The organism is Nocardia sp. NPDC047648 (genome assembly GCF_040642815.1).
Lineage (GTDB): Bacteria > Actinomycetota > Actinomycetes > Mycobacteriales > Mycobacteriaceae > Nocardia > Nocardia gamkensis.
The window spans coordinates 238838-253631 of the sequence record NZ_JBEYSX010000012.1 but is presented as its reverse complement, the minus strand read 5'-3'; the positions used below and the strand labels follow the sequence as shown (position 1 = coordinate 253631).

Annotated in this window: 14 protein-coding genes; 13 read left to right on the top strand and 1 reads right to left on the bottom strand. The window is 66.9% G+C overall.

What is annotated here, in order from left to right; translation table 11 throughout:
• Nucleotides 1-116: 116 nt before the first annotated feature.
• From ABZ803_RS24860 to ABZ803_RS24850, 3 genes are all read left to right on the top strand, one after another.
• The gene (locus ABZ803_RS24860; RefSeq protein ID WP_357042633.1) at nt 117-914 is read left to right on the top strand and encodes a methyltransferase; all 798 of its coding nucleotides are present in this window, start codon (nt 117-119) and stop codon (nt 912-914) included.
• Complete coding sequence (locus ABZ803_RS24855; protein ID WP_357042630.1) at nt 911-1483, top strand: phosphoribosyltransferase; 573 nt, start codon at nt 911-913, stop codon at nt 1481-1483. The genes ABZ803_RS24860 and ABZ803_RS24855 overlap by 4 nt, the downstream gene beginning before the upstream one ends.
• A gap of 641 nt (nt 1484-2124) precedes the next feature.
• Nucleotides 2125-3099: an NADAR family protein gene (locus ABZ803_RS24850; RefSeq protein ID WP_357042628.1), complete on the top strand. Its 975-nt coding sequence runs from the start codon at nt 2125-2127 to the stop codon at nt 3097-3099.
• Nucleotides 3100-3201: 102 nt separating this feature from the next.
• Here the strand turns inward: ABZ803_RS24850 and ABZ803_RS24845 are convergent, their stop codons facing one another.
• Complete coding sequence (locus ABZ803_RS24845) at nt 3202-3807, bottom strand: hypothetical protein (RefSeq protein WP_357042625.1); 606 nt, start codon at nt 3805-3807, stop codon at nt 3202-3204.
• Nucleotides 3808-4839: 1032 nt separating this feature from the next.
• Between ABZ803_RS24845 and ABZ803_RS24840 the strand changes: the two genes are divergently transcribed.
• From ABZ803_RS24840 to ABZ803_RS24795, 10 genes are all read left to right on the top strand, one after another.
• The gene (locus ABZ803_RS24840; protein WP_357042622.1) at nt 4840-5214 is read left to right on the top strand and encodes a hypothetical protein; all 375 of its coding nucleotides are present in this window, start codon (nt 4840-4842) and stop codon (nt 5212-5214) included.
• Between the two features lie 453 nt (nt 5215-5667).
• On the top strand, nt 5668-6222 hold the full coding sequence (locus ABZ803_RS24835) for a hypothetical protein (RefSeq protein WP_357042619.1): 555 nt from the start codon (nt 5668-5670) through the stop codon (nt 6220-6222).
• Nucleotides 6223-6502: 280 nt separating this feature from the next.
• Entirely contained in the window at nt 6503-6949 is a 447-nt protein-coding gene (locus tag ABZ803_RS24830; RefSeq protein WP_357042616.1) for a hypothetical protein, read from the top strand.
• A 249-nt stretch (nt 6950-7198) separates the two neighbouring features.
• Nucleotides 7199-7426: a hypothetical protein gene (locus ABZ803_RS24825; protein ID WP_357042613.1), complete on the top strand. Its 228-nt coding sequence runs from the start codon at nt 7199-7201 to the stop codon at nt 7424-7426.
• Nucleotides 7423-8037 carry a hypothetical protein gene (locus ABZ803_RS24820; protein WP_357042611.1) on the top strand — a complete coding sequence of 205 codons (615 nt, stop codon included), beginning with the start codon at nt 7423-7425 and terminating at the stop codon, nt 8035-8037. Before ABZ803_RS24825 ends, ABZ803_RS24820 begins: the two co-directional genes overlap by 4 nt.
• A 502-nt stretch (nt 8038-8539) precedes the next feature.
• Entirely contained in the window at nt 8540-10267 is a 1728-nt protein-coding gene (locus ABZ803_RS24815; RefSeq protein WP_357042609.1) for a hypothetical protein, read from the top strand.
• A gap of 196 nt (nt 10268-10463) precedes the next feature.
• Nucleotides 10464-10973, top strand: a complete 510-nt coding sequence (locus ABZ803_RS24810; RefSeq protein ID WP_357042606.1) for a single-stranded DNA-binding protein — start codon at nt 10464-10466, stop codon at nt 10971-10973.
• Nucleotides 10974-11363: 390 nt separating this feature from the next.
• A complete protein-coding gene (locus tag ABZ803_RS24805) occupies nt 11364-13088 on the top strand; it encodes a hypothetical protein (protein WP_357042603.1) in 1725 nt (574 codons plus the stop codon).
• A gap of 85 nt (nt 13089-13173) precedes the next feature.
• Nucleotides 13174-13566 carry a hypothetical protein gene (locus ABZ803_RS24800; protein WP_357042600.1) on the top strand — a complete coding sequence of 131 codons (393 nt, stop codon included), beginning with the start codon at nt 13174-13176 and terminating at the stop codon, nt 13564-13566.
• Nucleotides 13567-13861: 295 nt separating this feature from the next.
• Complete coding sequence (locus tag ABZ803_RS24795) at nt 13862-14590, top strand: hypothetical protein (RefSeq protein ID WP_357042597.1); 729 nt, start codon at nt 13862-13864, stop codon at nt 14588-14590.
• The last annotated feature ends 204 nt before the right edge of the window (nt 14591-14794 follow it).

The following is a 14794-nucleotide window of genomic DNA, read 5'->3' as shown; positions in this document are numbered from 1 at the left end:
CCACCTACGGCACCGGCCGAAATCGGCACTGTCCCCTCCTGCTCGGCGCGCTCGCGGCGGTGGCGGCGGCGGCGAAATACGGTCCGGCAGGTCGGCCGCTCACCGAGGAATCCACGATGACCAAACTCACCAAAAGGGCGGAAGCCGCTCACCGCGAGGCCCTGCGCCTGGTGGACCTCTCACGCGATCTCACCGACGACGAGAAACGCTTCATCCTCGACAACTACCGCAGCTCCACCAGCCCGCGCCAAGTGTGTGACGCCGCATTCTTCACGCCGTTGCCGCTGGCTTCACAGTTCAAACACCATGTCCATGGCACACGCATCATCGACTTGTGCGCCGGCATAGGGAACTTGACGTTCCCCTATCGCGACGCTGCGCCCGGTGACCCTCCAAGGATGCTGGTGTGTGTGGAGCGCAACCGCGAGTACGTCCGCGTCGGCCGCAAAGTGCTGCCCGAAGCCCGCTGGTATTGCCAGGACGTGCTGCGCTTGGCGGCCTCGATGCCGCGGCAATTCCACACCGCGATCGCCAACCCTCCCTTCGGAGCCGGCGCGGGTTCTGCTACCACGGGCGGATACCGCGGTCGCCGTTTCGAGTACCACGTCATCGCGGCCGCGTCGCGGCTGGCCGAGCGCGGTGTGTTTCTGGTTCCCCGATCCTCGGCGCCGTTCACCTACGACGGCAGGGACCGATACCGGGCCGGTGACGGTGATCCGGAGTATCAGCGTTTCACGCAGGCGACGGGCATCGTGCTGGGACCGAACGTCGGCATCGACACCTCCCTCTACGACGATCTCTGGCACCACCGCCCGCCTGCGACCGAAGTCGTGACATGTGACTTCAGATCAGCGACCCGATCGACGCCGCCGGGCAGCGGGCGGCGCGCGCCGAGGGTGAAGGTCTCACCGTGAGCGGCGCCGACCTGCTCTGGGCGGGTTCGCCGCATCTGCGGGCCGCGTTCGACCTGACACCCATCCTCGCCGCTGCCCGCCGCCAGCTCCGCCGCGACACCGTGGGTTTCGACACCCTCGTCGGCACAGGGCTGTCCGGCGCTCTCGTCGTGCCCGCTCTGGCCCGGGAATTCGACGTCGGGTTCGTCCTCGTCCGCACCCCGGGCCTCCACCGGCACACCTCGTGCAGGACGGAAGGATTTCTCGGCAGCCAGTGGTTGTTCGTCGATGACTTCATCGACACCGGCGCCACCTTCCGGCGAGTCCACCAGGACATCAACGCCCTCGCCCGCCGGCTGCGGCGACCGGCAACCTTCGTCGGCGCCTTCCTCTACCACGGCCAGCAGCGTCGGGGACCGCACTACCTTCCACCTCTCGCGGCATGGCAGGCGACCAGCGTTCGTGACCGCAGGCCAGCACGCCGTTCGCCGGATCTGCCCCGCCTCGGGACCGTTCGACCCAACACCGGCGTCGACACCAGCCCGCCTGCCGAGCGAACGCTCATTACTTCACTGCGAGAACACCGATGATCCGTGACGACCCATCCGTCCCGCTCCCGCCAGACCACCATGTTCGCCTCAGCGCCGAAGACCAGGCCGCACACGACCTCGCTCTGCAGATCCGCTGCCCGTACTGCGGCGCACCCCGCACCATCCGGTGCTGGCGCACAGACGTTTACGGCAGGCGTTACGAGAAGCGATTGCTGTGCCCCAAAAGGGTCCTCGCGGCCCGGCGTCACCCACCCACCCCTGTCCCCAGCTTGCCGCGTGCCCGCAACGCCAAGCACCATCCGGATACCAGCGGGGTGGGTGCGGCGCGAGCTGCGGCGTCGGTGAAGGCCGCTCGACGCTGGCTGCGGCCCTCACCACCGACCAGCCGGGACCGCCGACACCGCCTGTCGGCAACTCCTGAAGACTGACCCCTCAGCGATTCGACTGAGGTCAGCCCCCACGAGTCGTTGACACCGTCGCCTGCCCGGAACGGGCCACTCGACAGTCGGTGGCCGATGACAGCCCAAGCCTGGATGAAGTCTGGGGCAGTACTGCCGGTTTCCGGTTGCGACGACCGCTGCGATAGAAGCCGCGCTGCACGCGGGATGGCTCTCCGGACCCGGCGCCGACTCAATACGCGGACGCATCAGATTGTCGGATACCGAGAGGACAGTGCAGGCATGATTACCGACGGCCAGACGATGGTGATCGAGAGGTTCCACGGCGAACACGAGTATCTGTCGAACTTCAGCGATCATCCAGCCGAATACGCCGAGGTATGGTTTCCCACCGCTGAGCATGCTTTCGCCGCGGCCAAGACCACCGACCGGAGGTGGGTGGAGGAGATCGAGGCAGCCGCGACTCCCGGCGCCGCCAAGAAGCTCGGTCGGCAGCTGCCGCTGCGGCCGGATTGGGACCGGATCAAACCCACGGTGATGGCCGAGATCCTGCGCAGCAAGTTCACCCGCGATCCTCGACTTCGCGACCTGCTGGTGTCGACCGGTGATCAACTGCTCATCGAAGGCAACGACTGGAACGACGACTATTGGGGCCGCTGCCTGCGGCCTGGTCTCGTGACGCCCGCTGGAGCGAACATGCTCGGGCGCACCCTGATGCAGGTGCGCGCTGAACTGCGCGGCGACCCAGCCGACCGATGGCCACGCGTGGCGCTCACCGGGCACCGCGAGCATCTCATATCTCTTGAGGCGCACCCCTGGGTCCGCGCCGAACTGGAGCGAGTCGCGATCAAACTCCGTGACCAGCACGGCACCCATACAGCCTCGACAGGGTTGGCTACGGGAGCGGATACGTGGTGGGCGGAGGCTGCGTTCGCCGCCGGTCTCGATGTGTGGGGCTACCAGCCGTTTCCCACTCAGAGCGAGCGATGGACCGAGACACAGCAGGCTGATCACGCCGGTATCTGTGAACGGTTGACACGGTTGGTGGTGGTCGCCGACCACGCCGACCGTCGGTTCTTCGATGTCCGCAATCAGCTGCTGCTCGGTGATGCCCGAGCTGTTGTCGCGGTGCGGGATCCGCGCATCACCCGCGGCGGCACCGTCTCGGCGTTGCGCCGCTACTGCTCCGGGATGCCGGTGATCACCGTGGACGTCGCTCACCGCAGGACCACGATCGCCGCTGTCTACTGTCCGTAGACGCCCAGGCCCGGGCGCTCGTCGTGACCTTTCCCATGTCTCGTCCGGCCCTTCATTGCATACGATGACGGGCCGGAAGGAGCACGCCGGGAAGCATTGGCGTCAGCGCGCAGCGGGCGCCTGCCACTGTCGGGCGGTGCCCGCTTCGACAGATCGTGGTGAACTGTCGATGCTGACCCGGGCGGCTGGTGCGCGTGTCGAATCGAGTTCGTTATGCACCGGCTCGGATGCGTGATCGGCTGCATCGAGTTCACGGCCCGCGGTCAGCTCTTGACGTGGAGCTGTAGCCCTATTTGCCGCGGGGACGGGCTCAGCCGCCACCTCGTCCGCGCGCGGCTCGACTGCGTCCGCCTCCGCGCGATGGAGCGAGCGGGCTTCGGAGAGGAGTTGTCGCGCCTCCTTCTGGCTCACGTCGAGGATGTCGGCCACCTCTTCCACGTTGCAGCCTTCGCGGCGGATCGCCGCCGCGGCGAGGGCTTGGTGGCGGCGATACTCAGCGATCTGCGCCGCGGTACGAGAGCGAGCCTCCTCGATGCGCTGTTGGAGTACAGCGATCTCGGCAGCGAGGTCGTTGTCGGCAACTTTGGTGCCCGTCCATGCCTCTGTGTACTGCTTCTCTGCGGCATCGATACGCGCCTGCCGTTCACGCACAGCAGCATGGCGCTCCACGCGGCGAGTGCGCCGCTTCTCGAGTTCCTCAGCGACCACGACAGACCGCCGCCGCCCACCACGGCGCGGCGTTGATGTGCCATCCATGTCAACTCCTGACTGACCAGATCGTTGCCTTGCCAGTCCCCTGCACACAGCCTACGACGCCACGCCGAAGCTGTTGAGCTGGTGGCCGAACTCTCGCGGCCGCGTCATCGACATGATCTTCACGGCGCCGAATCGGGCCGGGATCCCCGCCTTGCCCCACACACTGCCAGCAGCAGCGACCTCCGCGGCTGCTGGCAGCGGCAGGGCTGCGAGTACTGCCGACGTTCGATGCCTCGACCAAGACAGGAGTGTTCATGTCCATGTTGTTGTCAGCGTTGGTTGCTGTCTTACTCGGGCTGGCGCCGCCGGCTGCGCAGTTCAAGGTCGCGCCCGGTGAGGTGCAGACCATTCCGGGTGCGGTGCCGCCTCACCTGGACCGAAACCAAGATCTCGACTGCGCCATGACGGGCAGCCTGGGGTGCAGTCCAACCCTGAGTGTCCGAGCCGGGAGTGCACGGTGACGAAGGGAACGCAGACAGCGGACCAAGCGCCCTGTCCGGCATTTCGCCGCGGGCTGCCCGCAGTATTCCGCGCCGACACGGACGGCCGGAGTTGGCGACGACGCTGAATATCGCTGCGCGGGAGGATTTTGCTTGCCTCGGTCGGCGCAGCCAGCAGTCTTCGCGCCGGACGGCCCTCCGGATACACTGGATGCGCGCCGCGGCGGTAGCTTTCCTGTTGGCGGGCGGCGCGCATGCCCGCAGTCCCGGCATGGAACCGCCCGTAGCGGCGGTGGGTCTTCGACCTCTGTGCGGCAGTCGTGGGTGTGCCCGAACTCGTTTCTGGCACACCCACGCGCATGCCGCCCCTCCTCTTCCAGCCAGAGGTAGCGGCGCCGCGAATCCGCGCACCCGTCCATCAGCCGACCTGAATACCCAGTGTGCCGCGACTACACCGCGGCCTTCACATCGGCCCCGGCCGCACGAACCTGTCGTTGTCCGCTGTTGCGTGGACCTTCGACCACCGGGAAAGGATGCCACCGCGATGTTCACAAAGCGCTCTACTGGTCCAGAGGCCGTTGATACCACCGAACCGAGTGCAGCGGAGATTCTCAAGATCGTCGGCAGCGATATCCGGCGCGCTATGGAACAGTCCGCGACCGAGGGCGCTCGTATTTTCAGTATCCTGCCTGACGACCACGACAAGGCCGCGGGTATCGAGGTGACAGCCGACAGCGCAGAGTCGGTGACCCGGTTCATGATCGCATTGGCCCGGGCCTCCGGGCATGAACTGAGCCACCTCACCGAAGGCGGGTACGTGGACGATTGCGACGATCCGGACGAGCAAGAGAACGCGCCAACCTTCCACTATTTCCCCCGCATATCCGTCATCGCCGAAGACAGCAGTCAACCCGAGTAACACCTCGCCGACCGGCAGGGGCCCGGCTAGCTCGCTGTGAAAGCGACATCGACACTAACGAAGAGCGCGGACGATCACCCTGCCGGAATGGCGCGGCTATGTCGCGATCAGCCTTTCCGCTTGGCGCCATCGCGCGCGTCACCCGGAGGTCCGGCGACTCCGAGCAGATCCTGCCGCGCGATCATCTACCTCGCCGATGACAGGCACGTAGCCGACCGCTGCTACGCCACTCACCTGCGGCCAGGGCTTGCCACAGCGTCTCACGGCTGACGCTCCGCGCGACACGAGCGCCGATCACCGCGCCCTTTCCTGTTCGGCCTGCCTCGAAAAGGTTTGTCGCATCTCGAGAAGGGGCGTCATGACGGCTGGCACGGATGCACGACAGCGCGCCCGGAACAGGCATCCGAGCTCGGCGGCGAGGACATGACCTGGCCAGCCAGGAAGGAGCAGCGAATGAATCGACCGCGGTTGTACATCGACGTGGATGGCCCCCTGAACCCATACGACGCCAAGCCCGAACGTCGCCCCCAGGGCTACACCACTTTCCGGTACTACCGGACAGCTGGCTCGCCCACCGGGCCAGCAGGCCCTGGCGGCACATCCAGGCCTCTGCGGGTCTGGCTCAATCCTGCCCACGGCGAGCAGTTACTGCGGTTGGCCGAGTTCTACGAATTGACCTGGGCGACGGTGTGGGGCGTGGAGGCGAACACGTGGATCGCGCCGAAGCTCGGGCTGCCCGAGTTGCCGGTGGTGCAGTGGCCCACCATGTACGCCGCCGGGCCGGAGGGAACGTTCTGGAAGACCCAGCATCTGATCTCCCATGCCGCCGGACGGGCGTTCGCGTGGATCGATGACGAACTCAGCGAGCGCGACCGAGACTTCGTGGGCTACTACCACGACGGCAAGGCGCTACTGCATCATGTCGATCCGCGTGTGGGATTGCGGGACAACGACTTCCACGCCCTCGAACGCTGGGCGCGGACGACCGACTCGGCACAAGCCACCTGAATGGAGTCACCGGTCCCGGCCAACCGCCGCCTGCCCCCATCGGCGCGCCGGGACCGGTGATTCGCCCCGCCACTGCGCACACGCGGCGCCCGCATCACTGGACGGCACACCAACACATCTCACGCCGAGGTCGCTTCGACCGGTACAACCAGCAGTGCGACACGTAGCGAGGTCGGCAACCGTGAGTCAGGCCGTCGGCCCCGAACTCGCGATCCAGCCTGGCGCCCGCCCGGCGCGCGGCCTCCGCAGCATGTCGCAGTGAGGAACAGAGAGCTTCTGCATGAACGTCTATGACCGCTACCGCGCGACTCTGACGCCCAGCAACGAGTACGTCCTGCTGGTCGGTCACGTGCGCAGCATTGCGCTGCCCCCGGGGCGGGGAGTGCATGTTCCGCTGTTCGATGAGCTGACCCCGGCACTCGCCGCCGAGGGCCCGTACCCGCTGTATGCGCTGGCCGCTGTCAACCACGGTGCTCACCGCGACCGCAGCTGGTGTCTCGTTCCGGCCTACCTCGACCGGGGATCACCTGCCTGCATGCGTGTACACGCGGCTTTCACTCCCCTGCGCCCGGACCGCGCGCAGATCAGCGAATCCGTCTACGCCGCCCTGCTCGTCCTCGAAGGCGACCTCGCGCTGCCGACGTCGATGCCCGTCCACTCCATGACCGCTGACCGCGAGTCGACGAGCGCCGCCGCCGGGTGCAGCGCGTGCCTGCGAGGTAGGTGAAACGGCAGGGCCGACGCCTTCTGGTGATCGTTGCCGACCGCGCCGGAACATCCGGCCATCCGCACTCCATGGACCGTCTGGCCGATCTGACGGCGGCAGCGGAACATTGCGCTGCCGCGACGGCCCTGTGCCATGGATTGCGGTGCCGGTACCGCTACGCAGCCGACCTTTCATCGGTGGCCACCAGAACATGAATCAGCTCGACCAAAGGAGACGACCATCATGCTCAGGCCCAATGTTGGTGACCGCGTGCGGATCACCGGGATCATGCCCGACGAGCCCTGCCCTCTGTCGATCGGCGCGACCGGAACCGTCATCCGCACCGTATACGGGGCTATCAGTCAGATCGAGGTCTCTTGGGACGACGGCCGGAACCTGATGCTGATTCCCGAAGATCCGTTCGAGATCATCTCCACGGCAGCTGATGCCGCGGACTCCGACGGCGTGGCCGAACCCGGCGTGGGGCAGGCGCGGTGATCGCGATCGCCGACCGGGCGCGTCAGCAGGAATTCACCGCTTACGCTGCTGTGGGCACGCTGGGCCCGGTGTGGGAGCGTGTCGAGCGGTTGCTGGGCCGACAGCGGCCCATTGTCTACGTGGAGCAGTGGCTCACCGGCACCGCGGTCACCGTGCTCACCTCGCTGGCGGTCGATGACACCGGGATCGTGCCGGGCGCTCGTTTCTGGCGCCGCGAATCCGATGAGGGATTCGCCGTGGCGTTGACCTCCGGCGGCGGGTTGGGCACCTGCGCGCATCGGCACGAAGGCAGCGAATCCGATGCCGCGCTGCGCTTTATCAACGATCAGCGCGCCGCCACCCGCATCCACGTCCAGGGCTTCGGCCATAGTCGTGACGACCACCTTCAGATCACGACCTACAACGCGCGCGGTGTCGGTGTGCACCGTGCTGTGTACTTTGCGGACGCGCCGGTCGACGGGCACGCGCAGCGGGAGGCGTTGTTGCTGGAACAGCTGGCCAGCTGCGGGGATTGGTCGTCTGGCGCACTCGCTGAACTCGCGACCCGATTCCGGGACTGTCGGCAACCGGCCGCGACACTGCCGTCGCTGCTGGCCGCGCACCGCGCCTGACCTCCTCCTGGCCGCTACCGGCTCCGGCCGCGGACCCATCAACCGACCACACCGCATCGAGTCCCTGTCGGTGTCCGCGTCCCGCCGATCTGGCCCTACTCCTGACGGCAACGGTCGTTCCCGCTCGGCGCATCGCGTCAATTGCGCATCCCCGAACCCGTTCGCCGCCGGAATGCACAACACCGATGCCGCAGCGACTGCGGGCGGCGCGCCGTTCAAAGCTCGAGCACGGTGGGGTGCGCCGCCTGTGGGCAGTGGTGCACCTTTCAACCCTCACGGCCGCGGTGTGCGTCGCGATCGCTGCGGCCGCCTTGGTGGTGGGGGTCTGGAACTTCGTAGGCACCCTCACTACACCCTCGGCCTCGAAGCGCTCGCGCTGGTGGGCTCGGCGCAATCCGCGGACCCCTGATCCTCCCGGCGACTTGATTGCGCGATCAGGCCAGACCGTCGTCGAGCACCCCGCAAACAGCGCAACAGCATCCGATCGATCAAGGGAATTCACATGCTTTCACCCCTCAGCTCCACCGCGGACAGCCCAACGCCGCGCCGAGCGATGACCAGTGACCCGCGCACCGACAACGAACGCCGCTGGCCGGTTCTGGCCCCGGGGTGGCGACCGGCGGGAGAACGTCAGCAGGTGGCGTGTCTGCTCGTGTGGACTGCGCTGTCACCCGGTGACGAGCAGCCCGCGACGAAACCCAGCCTCGAGGATGTGGTGGATGCCGCCCACGACTTCGGCGAGGCTGCGCAAGGGCCCGACCTCGAATGCGACATCGCCGCGACCTTGGGAAAACTCGTGGCGTGGCGGCGGCATTCGGCGCCAGCTCGCCAGGCGGCGACTGTTCTGGTCGACCGCTACAAGCGAGAGCACGGGCTGCTCATCGATCTCGATGCGCGGGTGATCGCCATGGACTCGAGGTTCGATGCGGGGGTCGAACAGGGTTGGCGTCACAACGCCTTGCGGTGGAGACGAGAATGTGCCGCGTTGAGCGCGGCGCGCCACCTCTTGACTAGGGCCCAGATTCCGGAGACCACCAAGACCCGGGCCCTGGACATACTCATGATCCCTCGCTCACGTCCGGAGCGCGCGGTGCTGCGGCACCGGCTTCGCGTGGCAGGGGTGCACGACCGCGACTGCCTCACGGTGCTTTTCGTTCTCGCCTACCTGTGCTGGCAGACCACCGATCTGGATCTGCTCACTGACGCGCCGGTGCTCGTCGATCCGGGCGCCGATCAGCGAGGCAGACTGCGCGAACAGCTGGAGTATGCGCTCGACCCCGCCCGCTGGGAGGCCTTCTACGACCGCGACCGGGAGTTGACCGGGACGTTGTTCGAGGGCGAACTGGCGGTCTTGTCACCGGCCGATCAACAGCTGGCACGCGCCAGGCGCGACGCCATCCTCAACGGCGCGACGGATCTCCCACCGCTGTGGCCGGGCACCGCGAGCAGGCACGCCCTGGATTCGGCACTGCGTGCCTACGCGAGCACCGTGAAGGAGTTGCAGGAATGCGCGCAGCACCTCAGCGAACAACTCGCGATACCGGCCTCGGAGGTCGTCGATTTCCGGAGACACGTTGGGCGCCAACTCGACGACTTGCGTGCCCACCGCGCCGCAGTCCTCCAGCAACTCCGCCACCCCGGTGGATTGCTGAGGATCGAGCGATTCCAAGCCCACCACGTCCTCGAAGCCATCGACCTCGGTGAAACGACCCTGCCGGAGCTTGTTTTCCTGGCCGAGCCCAACCTGCAAAGCTGCGACATACAACGCAGCTTCAAGGACCCGGCGAAGGTGAGTGAGGGCGCTGCACCGTTGATGAGAGGCGTGCTGGAAAGCGCGGGCATCAAAATCTACGACTTCGACGACGACCACTACGCGTTCCGCGACAACTACCTGCTGCCGAATGATGCAGAGTCGCGCGCGGTGCTCGCCGCCGACGAATACATCACCCGCCTGGCAGAAGGCTACGAACACGCCCGCGAATTCGCAGCCGACTACCGCCGCGGGCTCGACCACCTCGACAAAGCCCTCGCACAGGCAGGCAGGGGTGCTGGCGAGCGCGCGGATTTCCGCGCGATGGTCGAGGGGTACGTCGCCTCGGCAACCTTCCACGGAGCCCACCTCGAGCAACGCCGCACTCAGTGGAGCGAGCGGATCGCGCAGACCGTGCGCGCTCGTGACATCGAAGGACGAGCCTTCCCCGACCCGCACGCCGATCTCGACCTTTCCTGACGCCGCTTCCGCCGCCCCCTATAGCGGTCGAGCGTGGACGCGCTCACCGCGCAGGCTCGCGCTAGCGCGGCAATGACTCGACGGCACCGACCAGGTCAGGGGCCGGGTCGCCGATGTCGTGCCGCCACGCCGTTGCCCGGGCGCGTCGTGTCGGCCAATCCCTCGAATACAGCACTTTGACGCGAAGGAGTAGATGATGCCCGGCGATACGGTGATTACTGTCATCGGAAATCTGACCGCTGACCCTGAGCTGCGGTTCACGCCAGCCGGTCAAGCTGTCGCCAATTTCGTGGTCGCCTCGACACCGCGGGTGTTCGACCGAAACAGCAATGAATGGAAGGACGGCGAGGCACTTTTCCTGCGTTGCAGTATATGGCGTGAGGCCGCCGAGAACGTTGCCGAGTCGCTGGTTCGTGGTTCACGGGTGATCGTGTCCGGGCGACTCAAGCAGCGCAGCTATGAGACGCGGGAAGGTGACAAACGCACCGTCGTGGAACTCGAGGTCGACGAGGTCGGCCCGTCCTTGCGTTACGCGACCGCGAAAGTCGTCAAGAACTCACGCAACAACGCGTCCAACGGCGGATTCGGCGGCTCCGCCGGGTTCGGCAATGAGCGCGCTGACGCGTTGGTGGGTGTGAGCACCGGTGCCGCAGCCGACAGCGACCCGTGGGGCAGCGGGTCTGCGATGGGTGACGGGCAGTTCTGACCGAAGTTCGGGCGTGTGAGGCCATGCGCTCATCGCGTGTGCGCGGCCGGCGGGTCCAGCCCGCGTGCGACGACGGGGTGCGTTGAGTGCCGGGATGCTCGTCTGGCCGGGCGCCCCGCCTGCCCGAGGGCTACCAGGTCGGATTCCGCCGCGCGTACGGGCCCGCGCCCGGTCGGGAACGAATTTCCGGGCGCGGCGCCTGCTGCCAACCTCCTGCATCCCTTCAGCGCGGAAATTCGTTCCCGCCCGCATCGGCGCGTTCCCTCCCGCGCGTCGGCCTCCGACCTGGCTTCACGCCCTCAGGCGGGTCACCCGACCAGCCGATCATCCCTTCGGAAGATGCCGCTTGCGAGGGGATGCGTTACCGCACTCCGCGAGACAGGAAAAGCCTTGACCGTGCACAGCGCCGTACCTCAACCCGTCACCTACAGCGTGAACAGCCGCTTCCTTGACGCCATCACCTGGATCGACTACCTGTTCACCAAGAACCCTGACAAGGCTCGCCTCGAGTTCGAGCACGCGCTGAAGTTCGCGACACCCGAGGACCAGGATGTCCTCGTCCGGATGGTCGGCCTCTTCACCCGCTACCCGTACCGCAACGCCCTCAAAGCATTGAAGGCATGGTACGACAAAGCCTCCCCCGACGATCGTGAACGGATCGACGCCTGCCGACCGTTCACCAACCCGCACCTCTACGGCCGCGCGGTGAGCACCCCGGTGCCCGAGCAGGCATCCGAGGAAGATTCGTCGCCGACACCGCCGCAGACGTGGTCTACAGCAGACACGCCGGATCCCCTGCCCACTGGTCCTGCCGATCGCGCGCGGTGCAACGCGATGCTGGCGAAGATGGTCGATCTGCTGTCGCGTTATCCCTACGAGACCGCGCTCGAACGCATCGCCGATCTCCGCAAGCTCGCTGCACCCGCTGACCGCCAGCGGCTCGATGCCTGCATACCGACCGCCGACCCCGGGCTGTACCAGGCGTCGGATGCCGCCGCGGAACTCGACGTCCAGCCCAAGGGTTTGGATGCCTCGCAGTGGCAGCCGCTGCCGACGCGGATGCGCTATCGCCCGTCGGTGCTGAGTCGGCCGGTCCCCGGTGATATCCAGTGGGAACGACTCAAGCCCGAGAAGGTCGCCGCGAGGCAGAAGCAGAGGGCAAAGCGCCGACCAGTGCGTGAGCCGCAGGTGGTGACCGACTATTTCGAGCAGAGGGCCTTCATCGACGCCTTCGCCGAACTCGCCGACGCCGACGGCGGGGACTATGTGCGTCGCCGCGCCAGCCAGTACGAGCTCGAGGCGTCGATGGTGAAGAAGCCCGGCGACGGCAAGCCGAAGTCACCTCGCCGGGGCGAGGTGCGTGACGCGGAAGTCGCTCGTGAGTTCTGGGACCGCTACTACGTCATCCACATCGGCGGCCAGATCGACCACGAGATGATCGAGCGCGGACGCCACCCGGTCTCCGAAGACCACACCCACCGGCTCGCGCAAACGCGCACGATGATCCGCATCAGCCTCGATCAGCGCCCCGAAATCCCGTTCGGCGGCAATGGGCTGGATTACGACCACGCCGCCGCCCGAGGCGCGGTCGCGGGCTGGCCGTGCGTGTCCTGCTTCATCGAACGGCCTGTGGTACACGACCGATCCTGGCAGCTCATCGACGGGACCTGGCGCAGTGACGACGGACTCTGCTCGACCTGCCGCCTCGATGAGCGCCCCGGACTGCTTGCGCTGCAACCCGGGTTCACCAACCTCGAGTTGCTGCTCGCCCGGTGCACCTACTTCGCGACCAACTATCCGCGCATCGCCTGGGACCTCCTCGATCGAGTCCGCCGCAACGCACCCGATCACCCGCAGGCGAAATACATTCAGCGGTTCTTGGAGCAGCACGCCGACCTGCGAGTCTGCCTCCCGCAGGCCGAACCGGCTGACAAGCCCGCGGTGACCCGCCGCCGCAACCGCGGACCCGCGCTCGGCGCGGGGCAACGCCACGGATTCTGCGAGGCGTGCCGCACCTACAAGCCGGTCCACAACGCCGACAACTTGTGCGAGGGATGCCGAGTCACGATCGGCATCGTCAAACCCGCGAAGCGCGCATCACGTCGCGCCGCCTGACGATCCTCACCGCCCACCAGCCGGGCCGCCACAGCACATCGTGGCGGCCCGGCTGTCTGTCTCACAACCTCTCACGGAGTTAGGCATGTCGCCGAAATCGCTCATCCACCACACCCTCGCCACTTTGCTCGACCTCTTTCGCGCTTCCCGCGATGTGGTCGCCGCCATCATCCGCCCCATCGGGCCGCTGATCCGCATCTACCACCACGACTTCCTCAACGCTCTTCTCGGCTTCCCCGCCCGCCTGTGCGTGCAGCGGGTCTTCAGCTACCACGACTCCGATATCACCCCCGGCACCCCCGACGACGTGATCCTTGAACGGCAGTTCGAGCGGTTCAACATCGGAACTTCGTACTTCGCCGAACGGTATCGGGATCGGTGGCTTCGATCACTGTCCGTCGACGATCGCGTCGGAATCGACGACCGCTTCTACCGCTGCGATTCCAGCGGCTGGACGCAAATCCCAGCACCCTGCTGACGAACGCGTCCCGGGGCGAGCGCTGCACGCGGATCTCGCCCCGGACCTCGAAGCCGTGGGACCGACGTCGGCCCCTCCCGCCGACACGCCGCTCTCGCCATCGCGAGGCCGAATCCCGGCCGCGGAGCCCCGCTCGGCATGCCGATTCCCATCGCCGTCCCGCATGGGCGGACCACCCACCAGTGCTCTGACACGTCCCGCAGGCCACAGGCTTCCGAGTCTGTGGCCTGCGGAGTGTGCCAGACCGGTACACCCCCCGAAACCGTGGCCGTTGAGGCCAGGAAGTGAACCATCAGTGACCATCGAAAAGACCGTCCCGACCATCGAAACCGACAAGCAGATCATCGTCGCCCGCACCCTCCGGTGGCGGCAGTACCGCAGCAACGAGAGCAGGGTCCAGCGGTTGTTCGATGGGGTGGGGCTGCGCGAGTACATGCCGAGTCGTGAGCTGCCGTTTACAGTCGATCTGTCGAGGTTCCTGGAGAGGCTGCCGCAGCAGGCTGAGTTCAAGCTGTATGCGGTCGACGGGATCCCGAACCGGTATGAGGTCGGCGAGACGGTCGAGCGGCAGCTCAACTCGGCCGTGAGGGAGTACATGGGCCTGGTCTACGGTGGGGACGTCGTCGCCGAGGCCGTGGAGAGGGAGTCCCGCGCGATCGACGTCGATGCGGTGCTCGCAGAGTGGGGCGGCATCGACACGCCCTACCCGAAGGCCGGTTCGACCGAGGTCGACTCCTCACGCCGTGAGTTGGTCCGGTCCATCCTCAAGGTGGGCGTCGAACAGTTGGATTACTGCCGAGATTTGGAAGCGTCCATCCGCGCTATCGGCCTGTCGGAGTACCTCCCGCCAGAAACCGCGGAGGTCACGGTGGACATCCCCGGCTGGGGACCCAGCACCATCACCGCACCCTTGACTCGCCTCGGCGAGTTCGACGGGGCGCGATACCGCGACGCGGTCCTCGACTTCATCGCCACCAAGCTCGGCGAACAGAATCTCCTCACACCGCCCAAGACCGCGGCCTGAGAAACCATCTCGATCGCCGTTCTGCGCCGGAAGCAGTCAGGTGTGCTCCACGTGTGGAGCACACCGCTGCCGCTCATGCCGTGGCGATCCGCTCGGTCAGCGGATCGCCACGGCGTGCCGACAGGTCGCGCGGCGAGCGGACGGCAGGGGTGAACTCGACCGCTTCGCGCTGTCATCCGCTCACGTCACCTGCCGACCAATGCG

What these genes read in the sequence shown, in the direction of transcription:
- ABZ803_RS24860 (WP_357042633.1), top strand. Translation starts at nt 117, where the DNA reads ATGACCAAACTCACCAAAAGGGCGGAAGCCGCTCACCGCGAGGCCCTG.
- ABZ803_RS24850 (WP_357042628.1), top strand. Translation starts at nt 2,125, where the DNA reads ATGATTACCGACGGCCAGACGATGGTGATCGAGAGGTTCCACGGCGAA.
- ABZ803_RS24815 (WP_357042609.1), top strand. Translation starts at nt 8,540, where the DNA reads ATGCTTTCACCCCTCAGCTCCACCGCGGACAGCCCAACGCCGCGCCGA.
- ABZ803_RS24800 (WP_357042600.1), top strand. Translation starts at nt 13,174, where the DNA reads ATGTCGCCGAAATCGCTCATCCACCACACCCTCGCCACTTTGCTCGAC.
- ABZ803_RS24810 (WP_357042606.1), top strand. Translation starts at nt 10,464, where the DNA reads ATGCCCGGCGATACGGTGATTACTGTCATCGGAAATCTGACCGCTGAC.
- ABZ803_RS24830 (WP_357042616.1), top strand. Translation starts at nt 6,503, where the DNA reads ATGAACGTCTATGACCGCTACCGCGCGACTCTGACGCCCAGCAACGAG.
- ABZ803_RS24840 (WP_357042622.1), top strand. Translation starts at nt 4,840, where the DNA reads ATGTTCACAAAGCGCTCTACTGGTCCAGAGGCCGTTGATACCACCGAA.
- ABZ803_RS24835 (WP_357042619.1), top strand. Translation starts at nt 5,668, where the DNA reads ATGAATCGACCGCGGTTGTACATCGACGTGGATGGCCCCCTGAACCCA.